The organism is Sinobacterium norvegicum (assembly GCF_923077115.1).
GTDB lineage: Bacteria > Pseudomonadota > Gammaproteobacteria > Pseudomonadales > Sinobacteriaceae > Sinobacterium > Sinobacterium norvegicum.
This window is the reverse complement of record NZ_CAKLPX010000004.1, coordinates 117,322-138,798: the sequence shown is the minus strand read 5'-3', so window position 1 is coordinate 138,798 and position 21,477 is coordinate 117,322. Positions and strand designations below refer to the sequence as shown.

General features: G+C 53.4%; 20 protein-coding genes. 11 read left to right on the top strand and 9 right to left on the bottom strand.

Annotated features, from left to right (window positions below):
* Nucleotide 1 precedes the first annotated feature (1 nt).
* Together L9P87_RS15200 and L9P87_RS15195 are read left to right on the top strand one after the other, a co-directional pair.
* Nucleotides 2–982: a chemotaxis protein CheB gene (locus L9P87_RS15200; RefSeq protein WP_237445612.1), complete on the top strand. Its 981-nt coding sequence runs from the start codon at nt 2–4 to the stop codon at nt 980–982.
* 80 nt (nt 983–1,062) lie between these two features.
* Entirely contained in the window at nt 1,063–1,554 is a 492-nt protein-coding gene (locus L9P87_RS15195) for a chemotaxis protein CheW (RefSeq protein WP_237445611.1), read from the top strand.
* 19 nt (nt 1,555–1,573) lie between these two features.
* Here the strand turns inward: L9P87_RS15195 and L9P87_RS15190 are convergent, their stop codons facing one another.
* The 5 genes from L9P87_RS15190 to L9P87_RS15170 form a co-directional block, all read right to left on the bottom strand.
* Nucleotides 1,574–2,296 carry a 16S rRNA (uracil(1498)-N(3))-methyltransferase gene (locus L9P87_RS15190; RefSeq protein WP_237445830.1) on the bottom strand — a complete coding sequence of 241 codons (723 nt, stop codon included), beginning with the start codon at nt 2,294–2,296 and terminating at the stop codon, nt 1,574–1,576.
* A 44-nt stretch (nt 2,297–2,340) separates the two neighbouring features.
* A complete protein-coding gene (gene metF, locus L9P87_RS15185; protein ID WP_237445610.1) occupies nt 2,341–3,171 on the bottom strand; it encodes a methylenetetrahydrofolate reductase [NAD(P)H] in 831 nt (276 codons plus the stop codon).
* A 146-nt stretch (nt 3,172–3,317) separates the two neighbouring features.
* Nucleotides 3,318–4,685 (bottom strand): adenosylhomocysteinase, encoded by a 1,368-nt coding sequence (gene ahcY / locus L9P87_RS15180; protein WP_237445609.1) that lies wholly within the window; start codon nt 4,683–4,685, stop codon nt 3,318–3,320.
* A 64-nt stretch (nt 4,686–4,749) separates the two neighbouring features.
* Nucleotides 4,750–5,976, bottom strand: a complete 1,227-nt coding sequence (metK, locus tag L9P87_RS15175) for a methionine adenosyltransferase (protein WP_237445608.1) — start codon at nt 5,974–5,976, stop codon at nt 4,750–4,752.
* A gap of 30 nt (nt 5,977–6,006) precedes the next feature.
* On the bottom strand, nt 6,007–7,017 hold the full coding sequence (locus L9P87_RS15170) for an ArsR/SmtB family transcription factor (protein WP_237445607.1): 1,011 nt from the start codon (nt 7,015–7,017) through the stop codon (nt 6,007–6,009).
* A gap of 157 nt (nt 7,018–7,174) precedes the next feature.
* On the opposite strand from L9P87_RS15170, the gene hisA reads away from it, so the two are divergent.
* The 8 genes from hisA (at nt 7,175) to L9P87_RS15130 (ending at nt 16,348) form a co-directional block, all read left to right on the top strand.
* Complete coding sequence (gene hisA, locus L9P87_RS15165; RefSeq protein WP_237445606.1) at nt 7,175–7,930, top strand: phosphoribosylformimino-5-aminoimidazole carboxamide ribotide isomerase; 756 nt, start codon at nt 7,175–7,177, stop codon at nt 7,928–7,930.
* Between the two features lie 180 nt (nt 7,931–8,110).
* Nucleotides 8,111–10,108, top strand: a complete 1,998-nt coding sequence (gene tkt, locus L9P87_RS15160; protein WP_237445605.1) for a transketolase — start codon at nt 8,111–8,113, stop codon at nt 10,106–10,108.
* 6 nt (nt 10,109–10,114) lie between these two features.
* The gene (locus L9P87_RS15155) at nt 10,115–11,146 is read left to right on the top strand and encodes a type I glyceraldehyde-3-phosphate dehydrogenase (protein WP_237445604.1); all 1,032 of its coding nucleotides are present in this window, start codon (nt 10,115–10,117) and stop codon (nt 11,144–11,146) included.
* A gap of 22 nt (nt 11,147–11,168) precedes the next feature.
* On the top strand, nt 11,169–12,344 hold the full coding sequence (locus tag L9P87_RS15150; protein ID WP_237445603.1) for a phosphoglycerate kinase: 1,176 nt from the start codon (nt 11,169–11,171) through the stop codon (nt 12,342–12,344).
* 85 nt (nt 12,345–12,429) lie between these two features.
* A complete protein-coding gene (gene fba / locus L9P87_RS15145) occupies nt 12,430–13,479 on the top strand; it encodes a class II fructose-bisphosphate aldolase (RefSeq protein ID WP_237445602.1) in 1,050 nt (349 codons plus the stop codon).
* Nucleotides 13,480–13,637: 158 nt separating this feature from the next.
* The gene (locus tag L9P87_RS15140; protein WP_237445601.1) at nt 13,638–14,576 is read left to right on the top strand and encodes an alpha/beta hydrolase; all 939 of its coding nucleotides are present in this window, start codon (nt 13,638–13,640) and stop codon (nt 14,574–14,576) included.
* Between the two features lie 30 nt (nt 14,577–14,606).
* Nucleotides 14,607–15,470 carry an NAD(P)-dependent oxidoreductase gene (locus L9P87_RS15135; protein WP_237445600.1) on the top strand — a complete coding sequence of 288 codons (864 nt, stop codon included), beginning with the start codon at nt 14,607–14,609 and terminating at the stop codon, nt 15,468–15,470.
* A gap of 122 nt (nt 15,471–15,592) precedes the next feature.
* On the top strand, nt 15,593–16,348 hold the full coding sequence (locus L9P87_RS15130; RefSeq protein ID WP_237445599.1) for an SDR family NAD(P)-dependent oxidoreductase: 756 nt from the start codon (nt 15,593–15,595) through the stop codon (nt 16,346–16,348).
* A gap of 48 nt (nt 16,349–16,396) precedes the next feature.
* On the opposite strand, the gene rraA is transcribed toward L9P87_RS15130, so the two are convergent.
* From rraA to L9P87_RS15115, 3 genes are all read right to left on the bottom strand, one after another.
* Nucleotides 16,397–16,897, bottom strand: a complete 501-nt coding sequence (gene rraA / locus L9P87_RS15125; RefSeq protein ID WP_237445598.1) for a ribonuclease E activity regulator RraA — start codon at nt 16,895–16,897, stop codon at nt 16,397–16,399.
* 116 nt (nt 16,898–17,013) lie between these two features.
* The gene (locus tag L9P87_RS15120; protein WP_237445597.1) at nt 17,014–17,643 is read right to left on the bottom strand and encodes a flavin reductase family protein; all 630 of its coding nucleotides are present in this window, start codon (nt 17,641–17,643) and stop codon (nt 17,014–17,016) included.
* 129 nt (nt 17,644–17,772) lie between these two features.
* On the bottom strand, nt 17,773–18,720 hold the full coding sequence (locus tag L9P87_RS15115; protein ID WP_237445596.1) for a TDT family transporter: 948 nt from the start codon (nt 18,718–18,720) through the stop codon (nt 17,773–17,775).
* 115 nt (nt 18,721–18,835) lie between these two features.
* Here L9P87_RS15115 and L9P87_RS15110 point away from each other — a divergent pair, with 115 nt between their 5' ends.
* Nucleotides 18,836–19,711: a LysR substrate-binding domain-containing protein gene (locus tag L9P87_RS15110; protein ID WP_237445595.1), complete on the top strand. Its 876-nt coding sequence runs from the start codon at nt 18,836–18,838 to the stop codon at nt 19,709–19,711.
* A gap of 91 nt (nt 19,712–19,802) precedes the next feature.
* On the opposite strand, the gene L9P87_RS15105 is transcribed toward L9P87_RS15110, so the two are convergent.
* Nucleotides 19,803–21,362, bottom strand: coding sequence for a phosphoenolpyruvate carboxykinase (locus L9P87_RS15105; protein ID WP_237445594.1), 1,560 nt, complete (start codon nt 21,360–21,362; stop codon nt 19,803–19,805).
* Nucleotides 21,363–21,477 lie beyond the last annotated feature (115 nt).

Below are 21,477 nucleotides of genomic sequence, written 5' to 3'. Positions count from 1 at the left end.
GATGACGGTAGCCGCAAGAATCGGCCTCATTGTCGAACAGCCCCTGTTACAGTATCAGTTACGAGCACTGTTACAGGAGGCTGGCTATCACCTTGTTTATACCTTGTCGCCGGAACAAATCAGCGCTGAACATCTCCGTGCTGATCAGGTTCATCTGTGGCTATTGTGTCTCTCTGAAAACAGCGAACATGACAGTCTTTTAGACCAATTACATACCGACAGCGATATCCCGGTGTTAATCGAAGATGGCTCCGAGCAGTGGATTGACGAAGATGGGCCAACACCCCGTCAGCATCGACTGATCAAGCAGATTGAAAAGGCGCTGCCGGCTGAACTAGAGCAACAGCCTGTCGCAGAGCTCGCGGTCAACCCAATCTTGGATAAGGCGCAGCAACTCAGCCAACAAGCCAATGGGCCGGTTAATGTTTGGGTGCTGGGTGCTTCCCTCGGTGGCCCTGAGGCAGTGTGTGAATTTTTGGCGGCGCTGCCAGATGATCTGCCGGTTGCTTTTGTCTACGGTCAGCACATCGACCCTCAATTCAATGACACACTGCAGCAAGCTGTGTCAAAGAAGACGACGATGTCTACCAAGGTATTGGCTTCGGGGGATGTCCTCAGGCACGGGGAGATAGGCTTGATGCCGGTCGAGCAGCGATTAAAATTGTTGCCACTGGGACAGGTTATCGTTCTCGATGAACCTTGGCCGGGTCCGTTTTCGCCGTCGATCGATTGCCTGGTCAGTCAAACGGCGGAGTTGTATGGTACTGCCAGCGGCTGTATTATTTTTAGCGGTATGGGTGATGACGGTGCCAAGGGCTGTGAGGTAATGCAAAGCTCCGGTGGCACGGTCTGGATACAAAGTTTTGATAGCTGTGCCAACAGCGCCATGCCGGAGGCGGCGTTGGCGGTGACCAACAGCGCCTTTGTCGCGCCGCCAACACAATTGGCCGAAGCCTTTGCGCAGCAGTTTAGCCGACAGTAAACGGTTATCTGGCACTGATTACAGTCATCAAAAGCGGTTAAGTTTATTAACGCAGTTGTAAAAGAATTAGGTTAGAAAATATGAAAAAGGCAATACAAAGCCCGCAGGCGGCGTCTGAATTAGCAATACTGATGATCCCCGTGCAGGGGAAAAACCTGGTCTTGCCCAACGTTACCGTTGCCGAGATCATCAGCCGGCAAGCCACCGATGTCGGTGACGATGTGCCGACGTGGTACGTCGGCCAGATGCAATGGCGTAACTTGTCCGTGCCGGTGATTTCCTACGAGGCGATTAACGATGAGCCCTTCGTTGGCGATGAGAATCAGCGTCATATCGCAGTGGTTAACGGCACCGACAGCGACATTCCGTTCTGGGCTGTTTTGACAGAGGGCACGCCGAAGCTGCTTCGCCTGACGGAGGAGCAGGTGGTTGCCAGCAGCGAGGTGATTGGTGGTCCGGCGGAGGCACAGCGCGTTATCGTCAATGACGAAGCGGCTATTATTCCTGATTTAAACTTTATCGAAGATAAGATAGCAACGTTGTTAGCCGAGTTGAAGCTGGCCACTGCCTAGTGTATCTATCAGCAGAGGCTTAGAAGTCGCCCCAGCGGTACTGTAAAATACTCAGCGCTGTCAGTGGCGCCGTCTCTGTTCGTAGCACTCTTGGCCCCAGTGTCAGTGCGGCAAAACCGTGTTGTTCGGCCAGTTGGATCTCAGCCTCACTCAAGCCCCCCTCGGGGCCAATTAACAGTGCCACCTCGGTCGGTTGCTCCGCCGCCAAGCCCTGATCACTGCGATGATGCAGAACCAGCTTAACCTCATAATCTGCCTGTTGAACCCAGTTCTCTAATGCCTGTGCCGGGTGCAATATTGGCAGGGTATTACGCTGGCATTGCTCACAGGCGGAGATAATAATTTTTTGCCAGGCCTGTTGTTTTTTCTCCAGTCGCTCGCCGCTCAGCTTGACCTCGCTGCGCTCACTGAATAGTGGGTAAATCTCATGGACGCCGAGTTCGGTGGCCTTTTGCAGTACCCAGTCGAAACGGTCGCCCTTGGACAGTGCTATCGCCAACACTGTTTTCAGCGGGCTTTGGTTGTCTTGCTGGCTGACAATATCGGTCTGCACAGTCACCGCTTGTTTGCTGATGGCAACAATTGTCGCATCGACCTGCTGGCCACGGCCATTAAAAACGATGATGTGATAGCCGGCTTTAAAACGCAAAACCTTGGCCAAATGATGGCTGGCACTCGCATCGAGGGTCAGTGATTGTTGGTCAGCGAGATCGATGGAGCAGAAAATACGGGGGATGCGCATAGAGTCACTCAACAGAGCCGCCGAGGTTATCGGCGGCGATGGTGTCAGCGGTTGATGCCGAGGTTGGTCCAAATGGCCTGGGTCGGCTCGACCTGGTTCATGGTATAGAAGTGTATACCAGGAGCGCCACCGGCTAATAGTTGCTCGCTTAAACGACTGATAAATTCGACGCCAAATTCAGCAATACCAGCACTGTCATCACTCATGCCTTCGATTTTTTGTTTTAACCAGCGCGGGATGTCGGCACCACAGTTGGCCGAGAAACGACACAGGTTGGCAAAGTTGGTAATCGGCATAACACCAGCATAAACCGGGTTAGTAATACCTGCCTTGGTGCACTCTTCCATAAAGTGGAAATAGGAATCGGGATTAAAAAAGTACTGAGTGATGGCGCTGTTGGCGCCGCAGTCGAATTTTTGCTTTAAGAACTGCACGTCACTCTGGTAGCTTTTCGCCTCGGGGTGAATTTCCGGGTAGGCCGCCACTTCAATTTCGAAGTGGTCGCCACTGTGCTTTCGGATGAACTCAACCAGTTCGTTGGCGTAAACCATGCGGGCAATACCCATGCCGGATGGGATGTCGCCACGCAATGCCACCAGACGCTTAACATCGAGTTCGCGATAGGTGTCGAGCAGTTCGATCATTTCTTCTTCACTGTCACCACCAAAAGAAAGGTGGGGGGCGACGTCGATGCCCTCGGCACGCATTTCTTTGATCACGCCAATGGTATTGTCACGGGTAGAGCCACCGGCACCGTAAGTCACCGAGTAAAAATCGGGTTTTAGCGTATTGAGTTGCTCGCGAACAAGGCGCAGCTTTTCAATGCCGACAGGTGTCTTGGGAGGAAAAAACTCAAAACTGAATCGCTTAGTCATGGTGGTGCTCTTCGCTTGTGTCGAATTGGCTAACGGCGTGGTCATTATTGTAGGCGCAGTTTAGCACTCGTTGTGAATCTAACATCTAGGTATTCGACTCGGTGCCGCAGCACGGCACCGAGGTTTCGCTTCAGCCTAATACTGGATTAGTACTTGTAGCTGTCTGGCTTGAACGGACCATCGACATCAACATTGATGTAGTCGGCCTGGGTCTTAGTCAGCTTGGTCAATACGCCGGCGAAGCCTGCAACCATATCGGCGGCAACTTCTTCGTCCAGCTTCTTGGGCAGTACTTCAACGGTCAGCATCTCGGCCTGAGTGCCAGCGTCTTGGTCGGCGAACTTAAGATCCCAAAGGTGGATCTGAGCCAGGACCTGGTTGGCGAAAGAGCCATCCATGATACGGCTTGGGTGACCCGTGGCGTTGCCTAGGTTAACCAGACGACCTTCAGACAGCAGCAACAGGTGATCGTTGCTGGCCTTGTCACGGTATACCTTGTGAACCTGAGGCTTCACCTCGTCCCATTCCCAGTTCGCACGCATGAAGGCGGTGTCGATTTCGTTATCGAAGTGACCGATGTTACAAACAACGGCGCCATTCTTTAACGATTGCAGCATCTGCGCATCACAGACGTTGGTGTTACCGGTGGTGGTGACGATAAGGTCGGTAGAACCGAGCAACGTCTTGTTAATGCCTTCCAGGGTACCGGTGTTAACGCCGTCGATATAGGGAGAGCAAACTTCGAAGCCGTCCATACAAGCCTGCATGGCACAGATGGGATCGACCTCGGCAACGCGAACAATCATGCCTTCCTGAGACAGTGACTGAGCAGAACCCTTGCCGACATCGCCGTAACCGACAACCAGTGCTTTCTTGCCGGCCAGCAGGTGGTCGGTGCCGCGCTTAATGGCATCGTTCAGTGAGTGACGACAGCCGTACTTGTTGTCGTTCTTTGATTTGGTAACAGAGTCGTTAACGTTGATAGCAGGCACCTTAAGCGTGCCGTTTTCCAGCATCTCAAGCAGACGGTGAACACCGGTGGTGGTTTCTTCGGTAATACCGTGTACGTCGTTGAGGACTTCAGGGTACTTGTCGTGCAACATCAGGGTAAGATCGCCGCCGTCATCGAGAACCATGTTGGCGTCCCAAGGCGAGCCGTCTTTCAGAATGGTCTGCTCGATACACCAAGAAGACTCTTCTTCGGTCTGGCCTTTCCAAGCGTAGACAGCGACGCCGGCATCGGCGATGGCAGCGGCAGCCTGATCCTGAGTAGAGAAGATGTTGCATGAAGACCAGCGAACTTCGGCGCCAAGGGCAACCAGGGTTTCGATCAACACGGCGGTCTGAATCGTCATGTGGATACAGCCAAGAATCTTGGCATTGGCCAATGGCTGGCTGGCGGCATATTTGGTGCGCAGTGCCATCAGTGCCGGCATTTCAGTTTCGGCGATTTCGATTTCTTTACGGCCCCAGCCAGCGAGGCTGATATCGGCAACTTTATAGTCGGTGCTCATGATAGAGGTTCCTTTAACATTTAAGAGGCGGCACCCACGGATGGTGAGCGCTGCAAAAAATTAATTACTTACCCAACGCAGCCTTAAGCGCGTCGACTTTGTCGGTTTTTTCCCAGGTGAAGGCAGTAAAAGTGTCAGACTTGGTAACAGTCTTACCGTTTTCACGCTCTTCCCAGGTATAGGTGTGTTCGAAGGGCTCGCGGCCGAAGTGACCATAGGCTGCGGTTAGCTGATACATTGGGTGCAGCAGATCGAGCACCTTGGTAATCGCGTATGGGCGCAGGTCGAAAACCTTGCGGATGGCAATAATCAACTCATCATCACTGACCACGCCGGTACCGAAGGTGTTGACCGAGATCGATGTTGGTTCGGCGACACCGATGGCGTAGGAAACCTGCAGTTCGCAACGATCGGCAAGGCCTGCGGCAACGACGTTCTTGGCGACGTAACGACCAGCGTAGGCCGCTGAACGATCAACCTTTGAGGGGTCTTTGCCAGAGAATGCGCCGCCGCCGTGACGAGCGGCACCGCCGTAGGTGTCAACGATGATTTTACGGCCGGTTAGGCCGCAATCGCCAACAGGACCACCGATGATGAATACACCGGTGGGGTTGATGTGGTACTGAGTGCCTTCATGCAGTAATTCAGCGGGCAGTACAGGCTTGATAATATCGTCCAAGATTGCCGTGCGCAGGTTTTCTAAACTGATGCTGGGGTCGTGTTGAGTAGAGAGCACGACCGCGTCGATGGCAACCGGCTTGCCGTCTTCATAGCGCAGTGTCACCTGAGATTTTGCATCGGGACGCAACCACGGCAGCACGCCTTCTTTACGCAGCTTGGCCTGACGCTCGACGAGGCGGTGAGAGTAGTAAACAGCCGCCGGCATCAGTGTGTCGGTTTCATTGGTGGCATAGCCGAACATCAAACCCTGGTCACCGGCACCTTGATCTTCCGGCTTTGAACGGTCAACACCCTGAGCAATGTCGACAGACTGCTTGCCGATGGCGTTGATCACGGCACAGCTGGCGCCGTCGTAGCCCACGTCGGAGGAATTGTAGCCGATGCCGGTAATGACATCGCGGACAGTATCTTCTAAATCGACATAGCAGTTGGTGGTGAGTTCACCGGCAACCACGGCCATACCTGTTTTAGTCAGAGTTTCGACGGCAACGCGGGCGTAGGGGTCGCGGGCGATAATCGAATCTAGAATGGCATCTGAGATCTGGTCGGCCAATTTATCGGGGTGACCTTCAGAGACTGACTCTGAGGTAAACGTGCTGTATTCAGACATAGTAGGGGCTCTTAGTAATCTTATTTGTAATCAACAGCGCGCTGTCGCTGCCGGTGATGGTTTGTAAAACTGTCGTACTTGAATGCGGAAGCCGTTGCGCAGTGACAGATAGATGTTTTGTCCATCTAACAAGCCCACCTGGCTGGCCCAGTCGGTTAAGTCGCTCGGCTCGAAACCGAGCCATAAATCGCCACAGGACTCCTTTGCCCACACCTGATCGTGGTTGCAGAGGTCGGTGACAATGAGTGAGGCACCGGGGCGCATCACGCTGGCAATATCGCTGAAGATATCCGCCGGTGAAGGGGTGTGGTGCAGCACCATATTCATGACAACGCAGTCGACGGCGAGTTGCTGCTCACGAGCCGTGGCCGTGTCGCCATTAATGAATTCGATATTGTTAAGTTGTTGGCCATCGGTCAATTGACGGGCGGTGTTGAGCATCGACGCACTGTTGTCGAGGGCGATGACCGAGGAGAAGCGCTTGCTCAGCTCGGGTAAAAATTCGCCGGCGCCGGGGCCAACTTCCAGGGCCAGTTGGTCACTTTGCAGCGGCAGGCTGGAAACGAGCTGGCGGACGCTGTCTTGATAGTGTTGGTAGTGGGCAATCAAATCCTGTTGCTCACGGAATTTTTCGCTGTTCTGATCAAAGAACTGACGGCTGCTAAGGCTGCGTTCCTGGCGAATTTGATCAATGCCCTGCTGTCTTTGAGCATCGATAACCAGGTGGTCGATATCGCTGAATAACTGCTGCTGTAATAGTTGCAACGAGGCGCGGGCGCCGGGTGCCTGGCGACGGTAATAAATCGAATTACCCTCGCGGCGTTTATCCACAAGCTCAGCCTGTGCCAGCACCTTTAGGTGGTGGCTCATCGCCGACTGCTTGATTGAAAAAATAGTACACAGTTCCAATACGCCAAAACTGTCGGAGGCCAAGACCCGCAAAATCATCAGACGAAGAGGGTCGCTACTGGCCTTGGAAAAGTGGGCAAGTAGGGAAAGCAGTTCTTCATCCTGCGATGATTGGGCGATTTGATCATTCATGGGCGAGGATTCTAGCAGCGTTTTGAGTCTATATCAAAATATTTTGATATAGATTTTTCATTGCTGCCCCGGTCATCCGATTACAGGGTTACTTGCCGATGGAATCCGTTATAATGCGCGACAAAACAAACAACAGCCCAAGGGCGGTGGTGTGGTAGTGACTCAATTTCGACCCTGTATCGACTTACATCAAGGTAAGGTAAAGCAAATCGTCGGTGGCAGCCTCAGCGATGGTGGCGCCGAGACGAATTTCGTCAGTCCCTATGACGGCGAGTACTACGCCGAGTTATACCGTCAGCACCAGCTCACCGGTGGCCATGTTATTGCCCTCGGTCCCGGCAATGAACAGCAGGTATTAAAAGCTCTGGCCGCCTGGCCCCAAGGCTTGCAGTTTGGTGGCGGTGTTAACCGTGAGAATGCCGCCCGCTATATTGAGGCCGGAGCCTCCCATGTTATTGTCACGTCGTACTTATTCGACAACGGCGAGTTCTCCTGGTCGCGCCTGGAACAGATCAAGGCCGAGGTGGGGCAGGATAAACTGGTACTGGACTTAAGCTGCCGCAAGGTGGCCGATGGCTGGCACATTGCCACCGACCGCTGGCAAACCGTTACCCATACCGCCGTCGACCAGCAGACGCTGAGCGAGTTGAGTCAACACTGTGCCGAGTTTTTGATTCACGCCGCCGATGTCGAGGGCTTGCAGGCCGGTATCGACCAGTCATTGGTCGCCATGCTGGGCGAGGCCGCCACGATACCGGTAACCTATGCTGGAGGCGCTCGCTCACTCGATGACCTCAAGCTGGTAGCCGAGTTGTCAAACAACAAGGTCGATCTGACCATCGGCAGTGCCCTCGATATCTTCGGTGGCAGCGGTGTCAGCCTCGATGCCTGTATAGATTGGAATAAACGGTAAATATTCCCAGCGATTACAGCGATTAATTACCAGCCCTACACTAGACTTTGAGCGTGTTATTTTCTCGATCGTGAGTATTCGCGTAAAAAATTTGCTCAATCGCCTAAGGTAGGGGAAAATACAGCGCTTAAAATTTTCCGAATTGTCACTTTCGCATCATCCCAGCCAGGAGTTTTATTGATGTCGTCTCGTACTGAGTTAGCAAATGCCATCCGTGTTCTAAGCATGGACGCCGTCCAGAAGGCCAAATCCGGTCACCCAGGCGCGCCCATGGGAATGGCGGATATCGCCGAAGTACTGTGGAATGATTTCATGAAGCATAACCCGAGCAACCCTGAATGGGCTGATCGTGACCGCTTTATTCTATCGAACGGCCACGGCTCGATGTTGATCTATTCGCTGCTGCATTTGACCGGCTACGACCTCAGCATCGACGACTTGAAAAATTTCCGTCAGCTGCACTCCAAGACACCGGGTCACCCAGAATACGGTTATGCCCCCGGTGTTGAAACCACTACTGGCCCACTGGGGCAGGGTATTACCAACGCTGTCGGTATGGCGCTGGCCGAGAAAGTATTGGCGGCGCAGTTCAACCGCGAGGGTCACGATATTGTCGACCACCACACCTACTCGTTCCTGGGTGATGGCTGCATGATGGAAGGTATTTCCCATGAAGCCTGCTCTCTCGCTGGCACCCTGGGTCTCGGTAAGTTGGTAGCCTTCTACGACGATAACGGCATCTCTATCGATGGTGAAGTTGAAGGTTGGTTTACCGACGACACTCCGAAGCGCTTTGAATCCTACGGCTGGCACGTGATTCCAGCGGTCGATGGCCACGACAGCGATGCAATTAAGGCGGCCATCGAAGCGGCTCGCGCCGAGACCTCGAAGCCAACACTGATCTGCTGTAAGACTATTATCGGCAAGGGCAGCCCGAACAAACAGGGCAAGGAAGACTGTCATGGTGCGCCACTGGGCGACGATGAGATCACTCTTGTTCGTGAACAGCTCGGTTGGTCGGCACCGGCCTTCGAAATCCCTGCTGATGTTTACAGCGGTTGGGATGCCAAGCAAAAAGGTGAGGCCGCCGAAGCCGCTTGGAATGACAAATTAGCCGCTTATAGCGCCGCCTTCCCAGCAGAAGCCGCGGAACTTAAGCGTCGTCTGGCCGGCGATTTGCCTGCAGATTTCGCCGATACTGCCGCTGCTTATATTGCTGATTGTAATGAAAAAGGTGCCGCGGTTGCCTCGCGCAAGGCCTCGCAAAACGCCCTGCAAGCCTTTGGCCCTGCCCTGCCTGAAATCCTCGGTGGCTCTGCCGATTTGGCGGGTTCTAACCTGACTTTGTGGGATGGCTGCAAGGGTGTTGAGGCCAACGATGCCTCGGGCAACTACATGTATTACGGTGTCCGTGAATTCGGCATGAGTGCCATTATGAACGGTGTCGCTCTTCACGGTGGCTTTGTTACTTACGGCGCCACCTTCTTGATGTTTATGGAATATGCTCGCAATGCATTACGCATGGCGGCATTGATGAAGCAGCAGACTATTCACGTCTACACCCACGACTCCATCGGTCTTGGCGAAGACGGCCCAACACACCAGCCGGTTGAGCAGTTCACCAGCCTGCGTACCACGCCAAATCTGGACGCATGGCGCCCCTGTGACACCGTCGAGACGGCCGTTGCCTGGCAGTTTGCCATCGAGCGTAAGAATGGCCCTACGGCGCTGATCTTCTCACGTCAGGGTTTGCCGCATCAGGCGCGTAACGACGAGCAAATTGCCGCCGTTGCCCAAGGTGGCTATGTGTTGATCGACTGCGCCGGTACTCCGGATGCGATTATTATTGCCACCGGCTCCGAGGTATCGCTGGCCGTTGAAGCCCATGCGACACTGACCGCTGCAGGTAAGAATGTGCGTGTGGTATCGATGCCTTCTACCACCGTCTTCGATCGTCAAAGCGATGCCTACCGCGAGTCAGTATTGCCGGCCGCTGTTCGCAGCCGCGTGGCTGTAGAAGCCGCCCATAAAGACTTCTGGTATAAGTATGTTGGCTTCGACGGCGCCATTGTCGGCATGGAAACCTTTGGTGAATCGGCGCCAGCCGGTGAGCTGTACAAGCTGTTCGGTATCACTACCGAGGCAGTGGTTGAGGCAGTTAACGGCTTATTGAAGTAATCGCCGTTGAAACCAATACGACTGGCAATTAATGGTTACGGTCGCATCGGCCGTTCCATTTTGCGCGCGCTGTGGCAGTCAGATTGCCCACAGTTGGACATCGTGGCAATTAATGAACCGGCCGATATTCAAACCGTTGCCCACCTCACGCGATACGACTCTACCTTTGGACGTTTTCAGGCCGAGGTGTTGGTCGATGATCAGTCGTTGGTTATTGACGGCAGGCGCATTGCGGTATTCGGTGCCGACCTTGCTGTATCGCTGCCCTGGGCGGCGTTGGAGGTTGATATTGTGCTGGAGTGCAGTGGTGCCTTTAGCAGTCGTGAGATTGCTGAATTGCATCTGGCTGCCGGTGCCAAGCAGGTGATTTTTTCACAACCCGCGCAGCCCGATGTCGATGCCACGGTGGTCTATGGCGTTAATCATCGTCAATTATCCGGTGCCGAGACCATTATCTCCACCGGTTCCTGCACCACCAACTGTATTGTTCCTGTGCTCGATGTCTTGCATCGCGAGCTGACAATTAACAGCGGGGTGATGAATACCATTCACTCGGCGATGAATGATCAACCGGTAATCGATGCTTATCATCACACCGACTTGCGCAAGACGCGCAGTGCCTCGCAGTCGATTATCCCCGTCGACACCGGCTTAGCCTTGGGTATTGGTCGTTTCTTCCCCGAGTTGGCCGATAAATTGGCGTCTACAGCGGTGCGGGTACCAACGGTCAATGTCTCCTCGATAGATCTGACGATTTGCGTCGACAAAAATACTGACGCAGCAGAGGTTAATGGCATTTTGAAGAGGGCCGCGGACAGTCACTACGACGGTATTATGGGTTATACCGAGGAGCCGCTGGCCTCCTGTGATTTTAACCAGGACCCTCGCTCGGGTATTATCGATGCCGGTCTAACCCGCGTCGCCAACGGCAGGTTGGTAAAAGTTTTTGTTTGGTTCGATAACGAGTGGGCCTATGCCAACCGTATGCTGGACGTGTGTCGTCATTTCTATCAAATCAAATACCGCAACAGTAAATAGTTAACTTATAGGAAGTGTTGAGATGTCTGTAATAAAAATGAGTGACCTCGATTTAGCCGGTAAGCGGGTGCTGATTCGCGAAGATCTTAACGTCCCGATTAAAGACGGCGTAGTCAGTAGTGATGCCCGCCTTCGGGCTGCACTGCCGACGATTAAACTGGCCTTGGAGGCTGGTGCCAAAGTCATCGTAATGTCTCATCTTGGCCGCCCCGTCGAAGGTGGCAGCGATGAGGAAAATGCCGACTATACGCTGGCCCCTGTTGCCAATTACCTGACCGCAGCCCTGGGCGACGATGTGCCGTTGGTCAGCGATTACCTGGCGGCGGATGTGGCTGTAGAGGCGGGCCAGATGGTGCTGCTGGAAAATGTTCGCTTCAACAAAGGCGAGAAGAAAGACGATGAAACGCTGGCTCGGGCTTATGCCTCGCTGTGTGACGTCTTTGTCATGGATGCCTTCGGCACAGCTCACCGTGCCCAGGCCTCGACCCACGGCGTTGCCAAGTTCGCCCCTGTTGCCTGTGCTGGTCCACTACTGGCGGCAGAGCTCGACAGCCTCGGAAAGGCCTTGGCCAACCCAGAGCGTCCGATGGTGGCCATTGTCGGTGGCTCCAAGGTGTCGACCAAGCTGACTGTATTAGAAAGCCTCTCCGATATCGCCGATCAAATCATTGTCGGTGGCGGCATTGCCAATACTTTCTTAGCAGCCAGTGGTCAGCCGGTGGGTAAGTCTCTGTATGAAGAAGACTTAATCGACAATGCCAAGGCATTGATGGCCAAGTGTGAGATTCCTGTGCCCAGCGATGTGGTAACAGGCAAAGAATTCAGTGAGACCGCCGAGGCGACTCTCAAACCCGCAGCCGATGTGGCAGACGATGATATGATCTTCGATATTGGCCCCGATACATCGGCTCAGTTGGCGGAGATTATTAGCAAGGCCAAGACCATTATTTGGAACGGCCCCGTCGGTGTATTCGAGTTTGACCAGTTCGGTAAGGGTACCCAGGCATTATCGCTGGCGATTGCCGACAGCGCGGGCTTCTCGATTGCTGGCGGTGGTGACACCCTGGCGGCGGTGGATAAATACGATATCGCCGATAAGGTGTCGTATATCTCCACCGGTGGCGGCGCTTTCCTAGAGTACGTCGAAGGCAAGACACTGCCGGCTGTGGCGATACTTGAAGCGCGCGCCAAAGCGTAATAGTTTACTATTAGACACACAATTTAAACGATTGCGTTGAGTCCACGCTCTTGCGCAACCCATTAATTTTGATAAGGATTACAACATGGCTTTGATTAGCATGCGTCAAATGCTCGACCACGCAGCCGAGTTTGGATATGGCGTCCCCGCGTTTAACGTCAACAATCTCGAGCAGACTCGCGCTATTATGGAAGCGGCTCAGGAAACCAACAGCCCGGTGATCATGCAGGCCTCGGCCGGTGCTCGTAAATACGCAGGACCTAACTTCCTGCGTCATATGATTTTGGCTGCTATTGAAGAGTTCCCTGAAATTCCTGTCTGTATGCATCAGGATCATGGCACCAGCCCTGCTATCTGTCAGCGCTCCATTGCGCTGGGTTTCTCGTCAGTGATGATGGATGGCTCGCTAGAGGCCGACGGCAAGACGCCTGCCAGCTATGAGTACAATGTCGATGTTACCCGCCGCACCGTTGAAATGGCCCACGCCTGTGGTGTTTCTGTCGAGGGTGAACTCGGTTGTTTGGGCTCGCTTGAAACCGGTGAAGCCGGCGAAGAAGATGGTGTTGGCGCCGCGGGTAAATTAAGCATGGACCAGATGCTGACCGACCCAGAAGAGGCCGCTGACTTTGTTGCCAAGACCGGCGTCGACGCCTTGGCCATTGCCTGTGGTACCTCGCACGGCGCCTACAAATTCACCCGTCCCCCTACCGGTGATATTTTGGCCATCGATCGCATCAAAGAAATCCACAAGCGTATTCCCAACACTCACCTCGTCATGCACGGTTCTTCCTCGGTGCCACAGGAGTGGTTGGCAATCATCAACGAGTTTGGTGGTGCCATCCCTGAGACTTACGGTGTCCCGGTTGAGCAAATTGCCGAGGGCATTAAGCACGGTGTCCGCAAGATTAATATCGATACTGATCTTCGCCTGGCCTCCACCGGTGCTACTCGACGTTTTCTGGCTGAAAACCCTGCCGAATTTGACCCGCGCAAGTATCTCAAGGCACAGCTCGATGCGATGAAGCAAATCTGTATCGACCGCTATGAAGTGTTTGGTACCGCCGGCAACGCCAGCAAAATGAAAGCTATTAACCTCGATGATATGTCGATGAAGTACGAGCGTGGCGAGCTGTAAGCTCAATCGTGTTGTACACTAAACCGCAGTGCTGAAAGGCACTGCGGTTTTTTTTTGGGCTTTTTTGTCCTAATGCAATTTTCTAATAACTTGATGCCGGTACACTTGCGCGCAACAAAATTCGCGCTTTATCAACACTATTTGAGTATCCGTTCACTATGATTCACTTCAGTCAGCTGCGGCAGTATCTTCCGACCTTTGAGCAGTCTTGGCAGCAGCCCCTCGATGAACAGGCAAGGGACTACGTGGCATATTATGGCATTGATTTTGATCACCGCTTCGAGCACATAACACAGTCGATTGGCCGTTTCAGCAGCGGTGAATTCGACCTGGTCTACCAAGGTTTTATCACCGATGTGTCGGCGCCTACCTGCATAGTGGTACACGGCTATTACGACCATTCGGCTTTGTATAAACACCTGGTAGAATGGTGTTTGCAGCAGGGTTTAAATGTGGTGTTATTCGATCTGCCCGGACACGGTTTAAGCAGTGGCGAAGTGGCCAATATACACAGCTTTAGCTGCTATATTGATGCCCTGCATCGGCTGCGGTTATTGGTCGAGGATAAGGTCGAAGGCCCTGTTTATCTGTTTGGTCAAAGCACCGGTGGTGCCGCGGTAATGACCTATCTACTAGAGAACCCCGGTATTGCCGACAAGGCAGTACTGATGGCCCCTCTCATTAGGCCGCATGCCTGGGCGACAAAACGCTGGGGTCACTGGCTGCTGAAGCGATCTGTGTCCGACTTGCAGCGTACCTTTACACTCAACTCCCACGATCAAGAGTTTCTCGACTTTCTCAGCCATCAAGACCCGCTGCAGTGCCGTAAGCAGCCGTTGGAGTGGATTACCTCGATGGCGCGCTGGATCGAACGCTTTAAAAAATTGCCGCTGAGTGAGCAGCGGGTATTGGTGCTGCAGGGAACAGGCGACTTTACTGTCGATTGGCGGCATAACCTCCCTGTGGTGCGCAGTAAATTTCCGCGGGCTAAGATACAAACCATCGAGGCGATGCGTCATCATGTGGTCTGCGAGAGTGAATTTTACCGTCGACAAGTGTTTAGCGCGATTGAACGCTACCTGATTATTCGGCAATAAATATCGAGTCATTTAACAAGGGGCAGTGTGATGAAAGTGAGTTTTATTGGGTTGGGAGTGATGGGGTATCCCATGGCCGGTCATTTATTGGCCAGCGGCCTCGATGTTACGGTGTATAACCGCACCACCGCCAAGGCAGAGGCCTGGGTGCAGCAATATGGCGGCCGCTGTGCCATTACCCCCGCTGCAGCAGCGGCTGATGCTGATGTGGTGTTGATGTGTGTCGGTAACGATGATGATTTACGCTCGGTTACCATTGGTGGTGACGGGGTGTTGTCGACGATGAGATCGGGAGCGGTGTTGGTCGACCACACCACAGCTTCTGCGGCGGTGGCCAGGGAGTTGGCCAACGCTTGTGCCGCCCAGAATATTGGCTTTATCGATGCGCCGGTCTCCGGCGGTGAGCAGGGGGCAATCAACGGTCAGCTGACTATTATGTGTGGCGGTGAGGCGGAGATCTTTGAACAAATCGTCACGGTGATGGATGTATACGCCAAGAAAACCCAACTGATGGGCGCTGCTGGTGCGGGCCAGTTAACCAAGATGGTCAACCAGATCTGCATTGCCGGCCTGGTTCAGGGGCTAAGTGAGGGCATCCATTTTGCTGAGCAGGCGGGGTTGGATGTCGAGCAGGTGATTGATGTGATATCGAAGGGGGCGGCACAGTCCTGGCAGATGGATAATCGGCATAAGACAATGATTGCCGGCGAATACGAGCACGGTTTTGCCGTCGACTGGATGCGCAAAGACCTGTCAATCTGTCTCAACGAGGCCGACAATAATGGTGCCAGCCTGCCGGTCACAGCACTGGTTGACCAATTCTATAAAGACGTTCAAAACATCGGCGGCAACCGTTGGGATACCTCTAGCTTATTGGCTCGATTGAAAAAATAAGCAACATCGCCAGTGGCGAGTAGAGACTTTCACCGCCACTGTCTACTTACCCGATGCTAATGTTGTTGATCGGGCGATTGGGTTACTCTGAGTCACCATAAAATAACAGTGAGGTTTCTCAAATGGGTGTACTCGATAACAAAGTGGCGTTAATCACTGGTGCCGGTCAGGGTGTTGGCCAGGGTATTGCGCTGGCCATGGCGACCGAAGGTGCTGCAATAGCAGTGACCGGGCGAACCTTGAGTAAATGCCAAACAACAGTAGAATTGATCGAGGCCCGAGGCGGCAAGGCGATAGCGCTTGAGCTCGATGTTAAAGACCAAGCGTCGATGCAGGCCTGTGTCGACCGCGTGGTTAATGAGCTGGGCGGGCTGAATATCCTGGTTAACAACGCCCAAGAAGTTCCTCTAGGTAAGCTGTTTGAGGTGAGAGATGAAAGCTTTACTGCCGGTTTCGAATCCGGCCCGCTGGCGGTATTGCGGTTGATGAAAATCTGTCACCCACACCTCAAAGGCGATGGCAGTATTATCAACCTGGCCTCGACCTCGGCAAAGCGCTGGGATGCCAGTGGCTATGGCGCTTATGCGGCGGTCAAAGAGGCGATTCGTGCTCTCAGCAAGGCGGCGGCAAGCGAGTGGGGCGGCGATGGCATTCGCACCAATGTTATTCTCCCCCATGCGCAATCACCGGGCATGAAATGGTGGCTGGAGAATATGCAGGATGAGGCCGAGGCGTATCTGGCCTCAATCCCACAGGGCTATGTCGGCGACTGCGAAGAGGATATCGGTAAATTTGTTGCTCAACTGTGTGGCGAAAACAGCCGTTATGTCAACGGCCAGAGCATTGCCATCGATGGTGGCCAAGCCTATATGGGCTGATTGGTCGGAGCAATAAAAAAGCGGCTAAGGCCGCTTTTTTTATCGCCACTACTGAGGCATGCTCAGTGGGTGGTCACTGACAATAATCCCGTTGTTGTCGGCATAGATATACTGGCGCGGACGAATAGTCTGGCCGGCAAAGGTGACGGCAATATTTAAGTCGCCAGCACCGCGTTTTTCGGTTTTCACCGGCATGGTATTGAGCGCCTGAACGCCGATGGAGGTGTTGCCTATTTCATCGACATCGCGGATGCAGCCATAAATTATAATGCCTTCCCAGCCATTCTTGGCGGCATCTTCGGCAATCATATCGCCGAGTAAGGCTCGTCTAAGCGAGCCGCCGCCGTCGACCACCATCACCTTGCCGATGCCGTTATAGCTGGCCTGTTCCTTTACCAGAGAGTTATCTTCAAAACACTTCACGGTCACTACCTCACCGCCAAAGCTACGAATGCCGCCATAGTTATTGAACAGTGGGGCCAGTACCTGTACCTCGGGATACTTATCACAGAGGTCGGGTGTGGAAATCTTTTGGTTATTATTGCTCACTGCTGGCCTCATCATTTAACGGAATCTCTAGCCTTGGATAGTAACGCGCCAAATGCTTGCGGGGAATGATGGCAAATCAATAGCGGCTATATGTTGAGGTGATGTTGTGGATTATTTTAGGCCTCGGTGGCTGATGTCGGCATCTTGGCATGGCCAAGCCGAGCGATAGGCTGTGTCTTGTGGTAGCTATCCAGGCCTGAGACACAGATGGTGTCGAGCAGTTGATGGTCGATAAAACCATCCTCACTCAGTGCTTGTTGCGGCAGCTCTATCGCCTGCACTTGACCGATGATCAGCACCGTATTGTTGGCCTCTATGGGGGTTATCTCCCTCAGGGTCAGGTAAATGCTCAGCGGGCTCTGTTGAACAGCCGGTGCGCGGTGGCCTTTTTTGAATTGGGGCGTCAGTTGTGCAAAGTCAAACTCTGATTGACTACGATCGGAGCGGGCCGAGCAGAGATGCGCCTGGCGATAAAGAGCAGTGCTGACGCTGTTGACGGTGAATTCGCCGGTGGCACGAATGTTCTCCAATGTATGCCGGGGGACGCTGTCAGGCCGCGATAGAAGGCCGATCAAAGCGGGTGAGGCACCGACATGAAAGACCGAGCTAAACAGCGCCAGATTGAGCAGGCCTTGCGCGTTGCAGCTGCCGATTAAATTCGCCGATTTATAGCCAGACAATGAGTTTATCAGTTGTACTCTGTAGCGTTCGGGAAGGTCATTAATAATATCGGTTTCAAGTAGCATAGAACACGTCTCGACTGTGGCTGGCAATAACAGGCGGCCCTCGCCAAAGAGTCCGCCTTTGTTAACTAACACAGAGAGTTACGCAGCAGGAAGCACTTTGGTTCACTGCATCCGTTTATGCAACCCAGATTAAGCTGGCTTGGCGAAATAGCTATTCACATAGCGCGCCGCGACATAACCGACAATGACGGTGGCAATCAGCAGCTCTATTACGGCGGCATGATTCAGTGTGCTGGCGTACTCACTGATGCCGGGATACTGGCCGGCGAGCTCGGCTGTTTTGAACAGCGCAGTGGCGCTGATCACTGTGGGAAAGGTGAAGGCGGCGTAACCTGGGCTGAATGGTAATCTCAGTAGATGGAAAAATGCCATATAGATAACCACCGTCATCAGCACGGCAATGCCGGCTAAGACTGCGGTGAGCAACAGAGATGGGTGATCAACCAGGCTTAAATACGCGGCTAAACAGAGGCTGGAGGGTGCGGCCAGTATAGCGATGGTAGGTTTGGCGGTATCGGGAATAGCAGCAGCAAAGATCAAACGGTAAATCATCACCGGCATCAGCACTAAATAGCTGGTCATGGCGAAGAGTAGGATAATCTTAGCCAGCGCATAATAATTGGCACCGGGGCAGGTCAGCGCGGCAACGGCCAGGCCGACGGGGGGCACGAACCAGCTTGGCAGCATGTGGTGCAGCTTAAAATCCTTGACCCGGTGAACAATAAACACCAGCAGAAAGGCGCAGTGCAGCAACACGGCGGTTAACCATAATCCGGCGGCGGTTGTTGGCAGGTAGAGATTAACCGCAGCGGAAACCACCATCAAAGCCATGGCAAAAGTGGGGATAACGCTGCCGACGACAGGGTGAGCCAGTTCATTCAATAATGCCTTTGGTTGGCTGATAAACTTAGCCGCTAATACCGCCAGCAAAACAGCGGCAATACTAGCACCGGCAAGGCGAACAGCGTAGTCGGCGGTCATGTTTTCCCACACCCAACCGAGGCTGGCAATGGCCAGGGCTAAGCCGGCCATGGGGGTGGGGACTCGATTGATATTGTGTTGGATACGTTTGACCATGATATTCACCACGCCGGGTTAATAGCTGTTAATGGGGCTAGTTTAAGCGAGGAGTAACGATTAGAATATCTAAACAATTTGTACATATGGTTAATAAAAATTGAACGCAAGCCGATTGACGTTAAAACAATTGCAGGTCTTTACCGCCGTTGTCGATAAAGGAGTTTTGGCCGGTGCCGCTGAGCAACTATTTATCTCCAAGGCTGCGGTGTCGATGGCGCTGCAAGAGCTGGAGAGCCGGTTGGGTGAGCCGCTGTTTGACCGGGTCAGTAATAGACTGAAAATAAATGCGCGCGGACGACAATTGCTGCCGATGGCGCTGGAGTTACAGCAACGCTGCACTGATATCGAGGATTTATTCGCTGATAGCGAGCAGGTTGGTAATTTGACCATCGGTTGCAGTCACACCATTGGCAGCGGCTTACTGCCACAGCTGTTGGCCGATTTTTCCCAGCAGCAGTCGTTGCGTTCGCAGCGCTTATCGATGCGTAACAGTGTCGAATTGGTCGATGCGTTGGTACGTTTCGAGCTAGATATTGCGTTTATCGAGGCTGATATTCGTCGAACAGGCTTGATACGCCAGCAGTGGCTGCGTGATGAAATGGCCGTGGTCTGCCGCGTTGATCATCCCCTTGCGTTAGCTGACGTGACAGATGTGACTGATTTGGAATGTCAGCGCTGGGTCTTGCGGGAGTCGGGCTCGGGCACACGACGCCAATTTGATGAATGCTTGGCGGCCAGTCTTGCCGACTATGATGTGGCCCTTGAGGTCGACAGTAATGAGGGGGTATTGAACGCCGTCGCCGCAGGTCTTGGCCTGGGTTTTCTCTCGAATATTACCACTCAGCACGCTGTTGCCAGCGGACGGCTGGCTGTGTTGCCGCTGCGCCAGAAGTTCCAGCGTCAGCTTTACTTTCTCTATCATCAGGATAAATACCAATCGGCGGTGGTACAGCGTTTTATTCGTTTTGCCGAAACATGGCAGGGCTGATAAAGCGGGGTTGGCGGGCACAAAAAAGCCGCATTAACGTTGAGTTAATGCGGCTTTTTTTACAGCCCCGAGGGGCTGTAAAGCGTGTTGCTTAAGCCTTGGGGCCGGCAGCAACAATCTCGCCTGAAACGTCAAACTTAGTAATGTTCTCCTGGAACAATACAGCCAGTTTCTTCGCTTCCTCGTCATAGTCAGCATCGCTGCCATAGGCTTTGCGTGGGTTGATGTATTTCTCATCAACGCCAGGAATGGCCTTAGGAATGGTCAGGTTCAGAATGTCTAACTGCTCGGTCTCAACGTTGGCAAGGCTGCCGTCCTGACAGGCGGCTACAACGGCGCGAGTCACAGGAATCGGGAAACGTGAACCGTTGCCTCCAGCGGCACCAGAACCACCGGTCCAGCCGGTGTTAACCAGGTAGACGCGAGAGTCGAAGTCCTCGATGCGCTTCATCAACAGCTCGGCGTATTCGCCTGCTGGACGTGGCATGAAAGGAGCGCCGAAACAGGTAGAGAAGGTTGGGTGGATACCCGCTTCAGCACCAAGTTCGGTTGAACCAACACGCGCGGTATAACCTGATAGGAAGTGGAAGGCTGCCGCTTCTTTAGACAGAATGGATACGGGTGGAAGTACACCAGAAACATCACAGGTCAGGAAGATAACAGTCTTAGGTTCGCCGGCGGCATTCTCGATAACGCGCTTTTCGACGTGCTCTAGTGGGTAGGCGCAACGGCCGTTCTCCGTCAGAGTGGTATCGTCGTAGTCAGCGTGACGGCCTTCATCGACAACGACGTTTTCAACGATGGCGCCGAAGCGGATCGCATCCCAAATAATAGGCTCGTTCTTCTGGCTAAGGTTAATGGTCTTAGCGTAACAGCCGCCTTCGATGTTGAAGACAGTGCCCTTGCCCCATCCGTGCTCGTCATCACCAATCAGCGAACAAGCAGGGTCGGCAGACAGCGTGGTCTTACCGGTGCCAGACAAGCCGAAGAACAGGGTGGTGTTGCCAGAGTCGTCGACGTTGGCCGAGCAGTGCATAGGCATGACGTCTTTTTCTGGTAGCAGGAAGTTCTGTACAGAGAACATTGCCTTCTTCATTTCACCGGCGTAACGCATGCCAGCAAGTAGTACCTTACGCTGAGCGAAGTTAAGGATAACAACACCGTCAGAGTTGGTGCCGTCACGCTCTGGCACACATTCAAAGCCGGCGGCGTTGATGATGGTCCAAGCTTCTTTGCTCTTTGGGTTATAGCTTTCAGGGCGAACAAACATGTTGCGGCCGAAAAGGTTCTGCCAGGCTGTCTCGGTGTTGACGACAACGGGGAGATAGTGATCGTCGTGGGCGCCAACGTGAAGCTCTTGTTGGAAGTGATCTTTCGACAGGAGGTATTCTTCTACGCGAGACCATAGGGCGTCAAATTTGCCGCCGTCGAAAGGACGGTTAACGCCGCCCCATTCGATGCTGTCTTCGGTGCTGGGCTCTTTCACTACAAAACGGTCTGCAGGAGAGCGGCCGGTACGCTTGCCGGTGGTAATAAGCAGGGCACCGGTATCAGTAAGTTCGCCTTCACCGCGCGCTAGTGCACTCTCAACCAATTGGGCTGGGCTAAGGTTTTTTTCAATCGTGACTGAGTCGTCATTTTTGGTTGTCATGGGAAATGAATTCCTATCAAGCAGTAAGGCCGATGGCCGCGGATTTCGAAGGCTTTGCATAAAGCCGCCGCGAGCAAATTTTTTAAGGGCGCTGATTATGCCAAAAAATAACGCT

What these genes read in the sequence shown, in the direction of transcription:
- L9P87_RS15200 (WP_237445612.1), top strand. Translation starts at nt 2, where the DNA reads ATGACGGTAGCCGCAAGAATCGGCCTCATTGTCGAACAGCCCCTGTTA.
- L9P87_RS15195 (WP_237445611.1), top strand. Translation starts at nt 1,063, where the DNA reads ATGAAAAAGGCAATACAAAGCCCGCAGGCGGCGTCTGAATTAGCAATA.
- L9P87_RS15190 (WP_237445830.1), bottom strand. Translation starts at nt 2,296, where the DNA reads ATGCGCATCCCCCGTATTTTCTGCTCCATCGATCTCGCTGACCAACAA.
- metF (WP_237445610.1), bottom strand. Translation starts at nt 3,171, where the DNA reads ATGACTAAGCGATTCAGTTTTGAGTTTTTTCCTCCCAAGACACCTGTC.
- ahcY (WP_237445609.1), bottom strand. Translation starts at nt 4,685, where the DNA reads ATGAGCACCGACTATAAAGTTGCCGATATCAGCCTCGCTGGCTGGGGC.
- metK (WP_237445608.1), bottom strand. Translation starts at nt 5,976, where the DNA reads ATGTCTGAATACAGCACGTTTACCTCAGAGTCAGTCTCTGAAGGTCAC.
- L9P87_RS15170 (WP_237445607.1), bottom strand. Translation starts at nt 7,017, where the DNA reads ATGAATGATCAAATCGCCCAATCATCGCAGGATGAAGAACTGCTTTCC.
- tkt (WP_237445605.1), top strand. Translation starts at nt 8,111, where the DNA reads ATGTCGTCTCGTACTGAGTTAGCAAATGCCATCCGTGTTCTAAGCATG.
- L9P87_RS15150 (WP_237445603.1), top strand. Translation starts at nt 11,169, where the DNA reads ATGTCTGTAATAAAAATGAGTGACCTCGATTTAGCCGGTAAGCGGGTG.
- fba (WP_237445602.1), top strand. Translation starts at nt 12,430, where the DNA reads ATGGCTTTGATTAGCATGCGTCAAATGCTCGACCACGCAGCCGAGTTT.
- L9P87_RS15140 (WP_237445601.1), top strand. Translation starts at nt 13,638, where the DNA reads ATGATTCACTTCAGTCAGCTGCGGCAGTATCTTCCGACCTTTGAGCAG.
- L9P87_RS15135 (WP_237445600.1), top strand. Translation starts at nt 14,607, where the DNA reads ATGAAAGTGAGTTTTATTGGGTTGGGAGTGATGGGGTATCCCATGGCC.
- L9P87_RS15130 (WP_237445599.1), top strand. Translation starts at nt 15,593, where the DNA reads ATGGGTGTACTCGATAACAAAGTGGCGTTAATCACTGGTGCCGGTCAG.
- L9P87_RS15120 (WP_237445597.1), bottom strand. Translation starts at nt 17,643, where the DNA reads ATGCTACTTGAAACCGATATTATTAATGACCTTCCCGAACGCTACAGA.
- L9P87_RS15115 (WP_237445596.1), bottom strand. Translation starts at nt 18,720, where the DNA reads ATGGTCAAACGTATCCAACACAATATCAATCGAGTCCCCACCCCCATG.
- L9P87_RS15105 (WP_237445594.1), bottom strand. Translation starts at nt 21,362, where the DNA reads ATGACAACCAAAAATGACGACTCAGTCACGATTGAAAAAAACCTTAGC.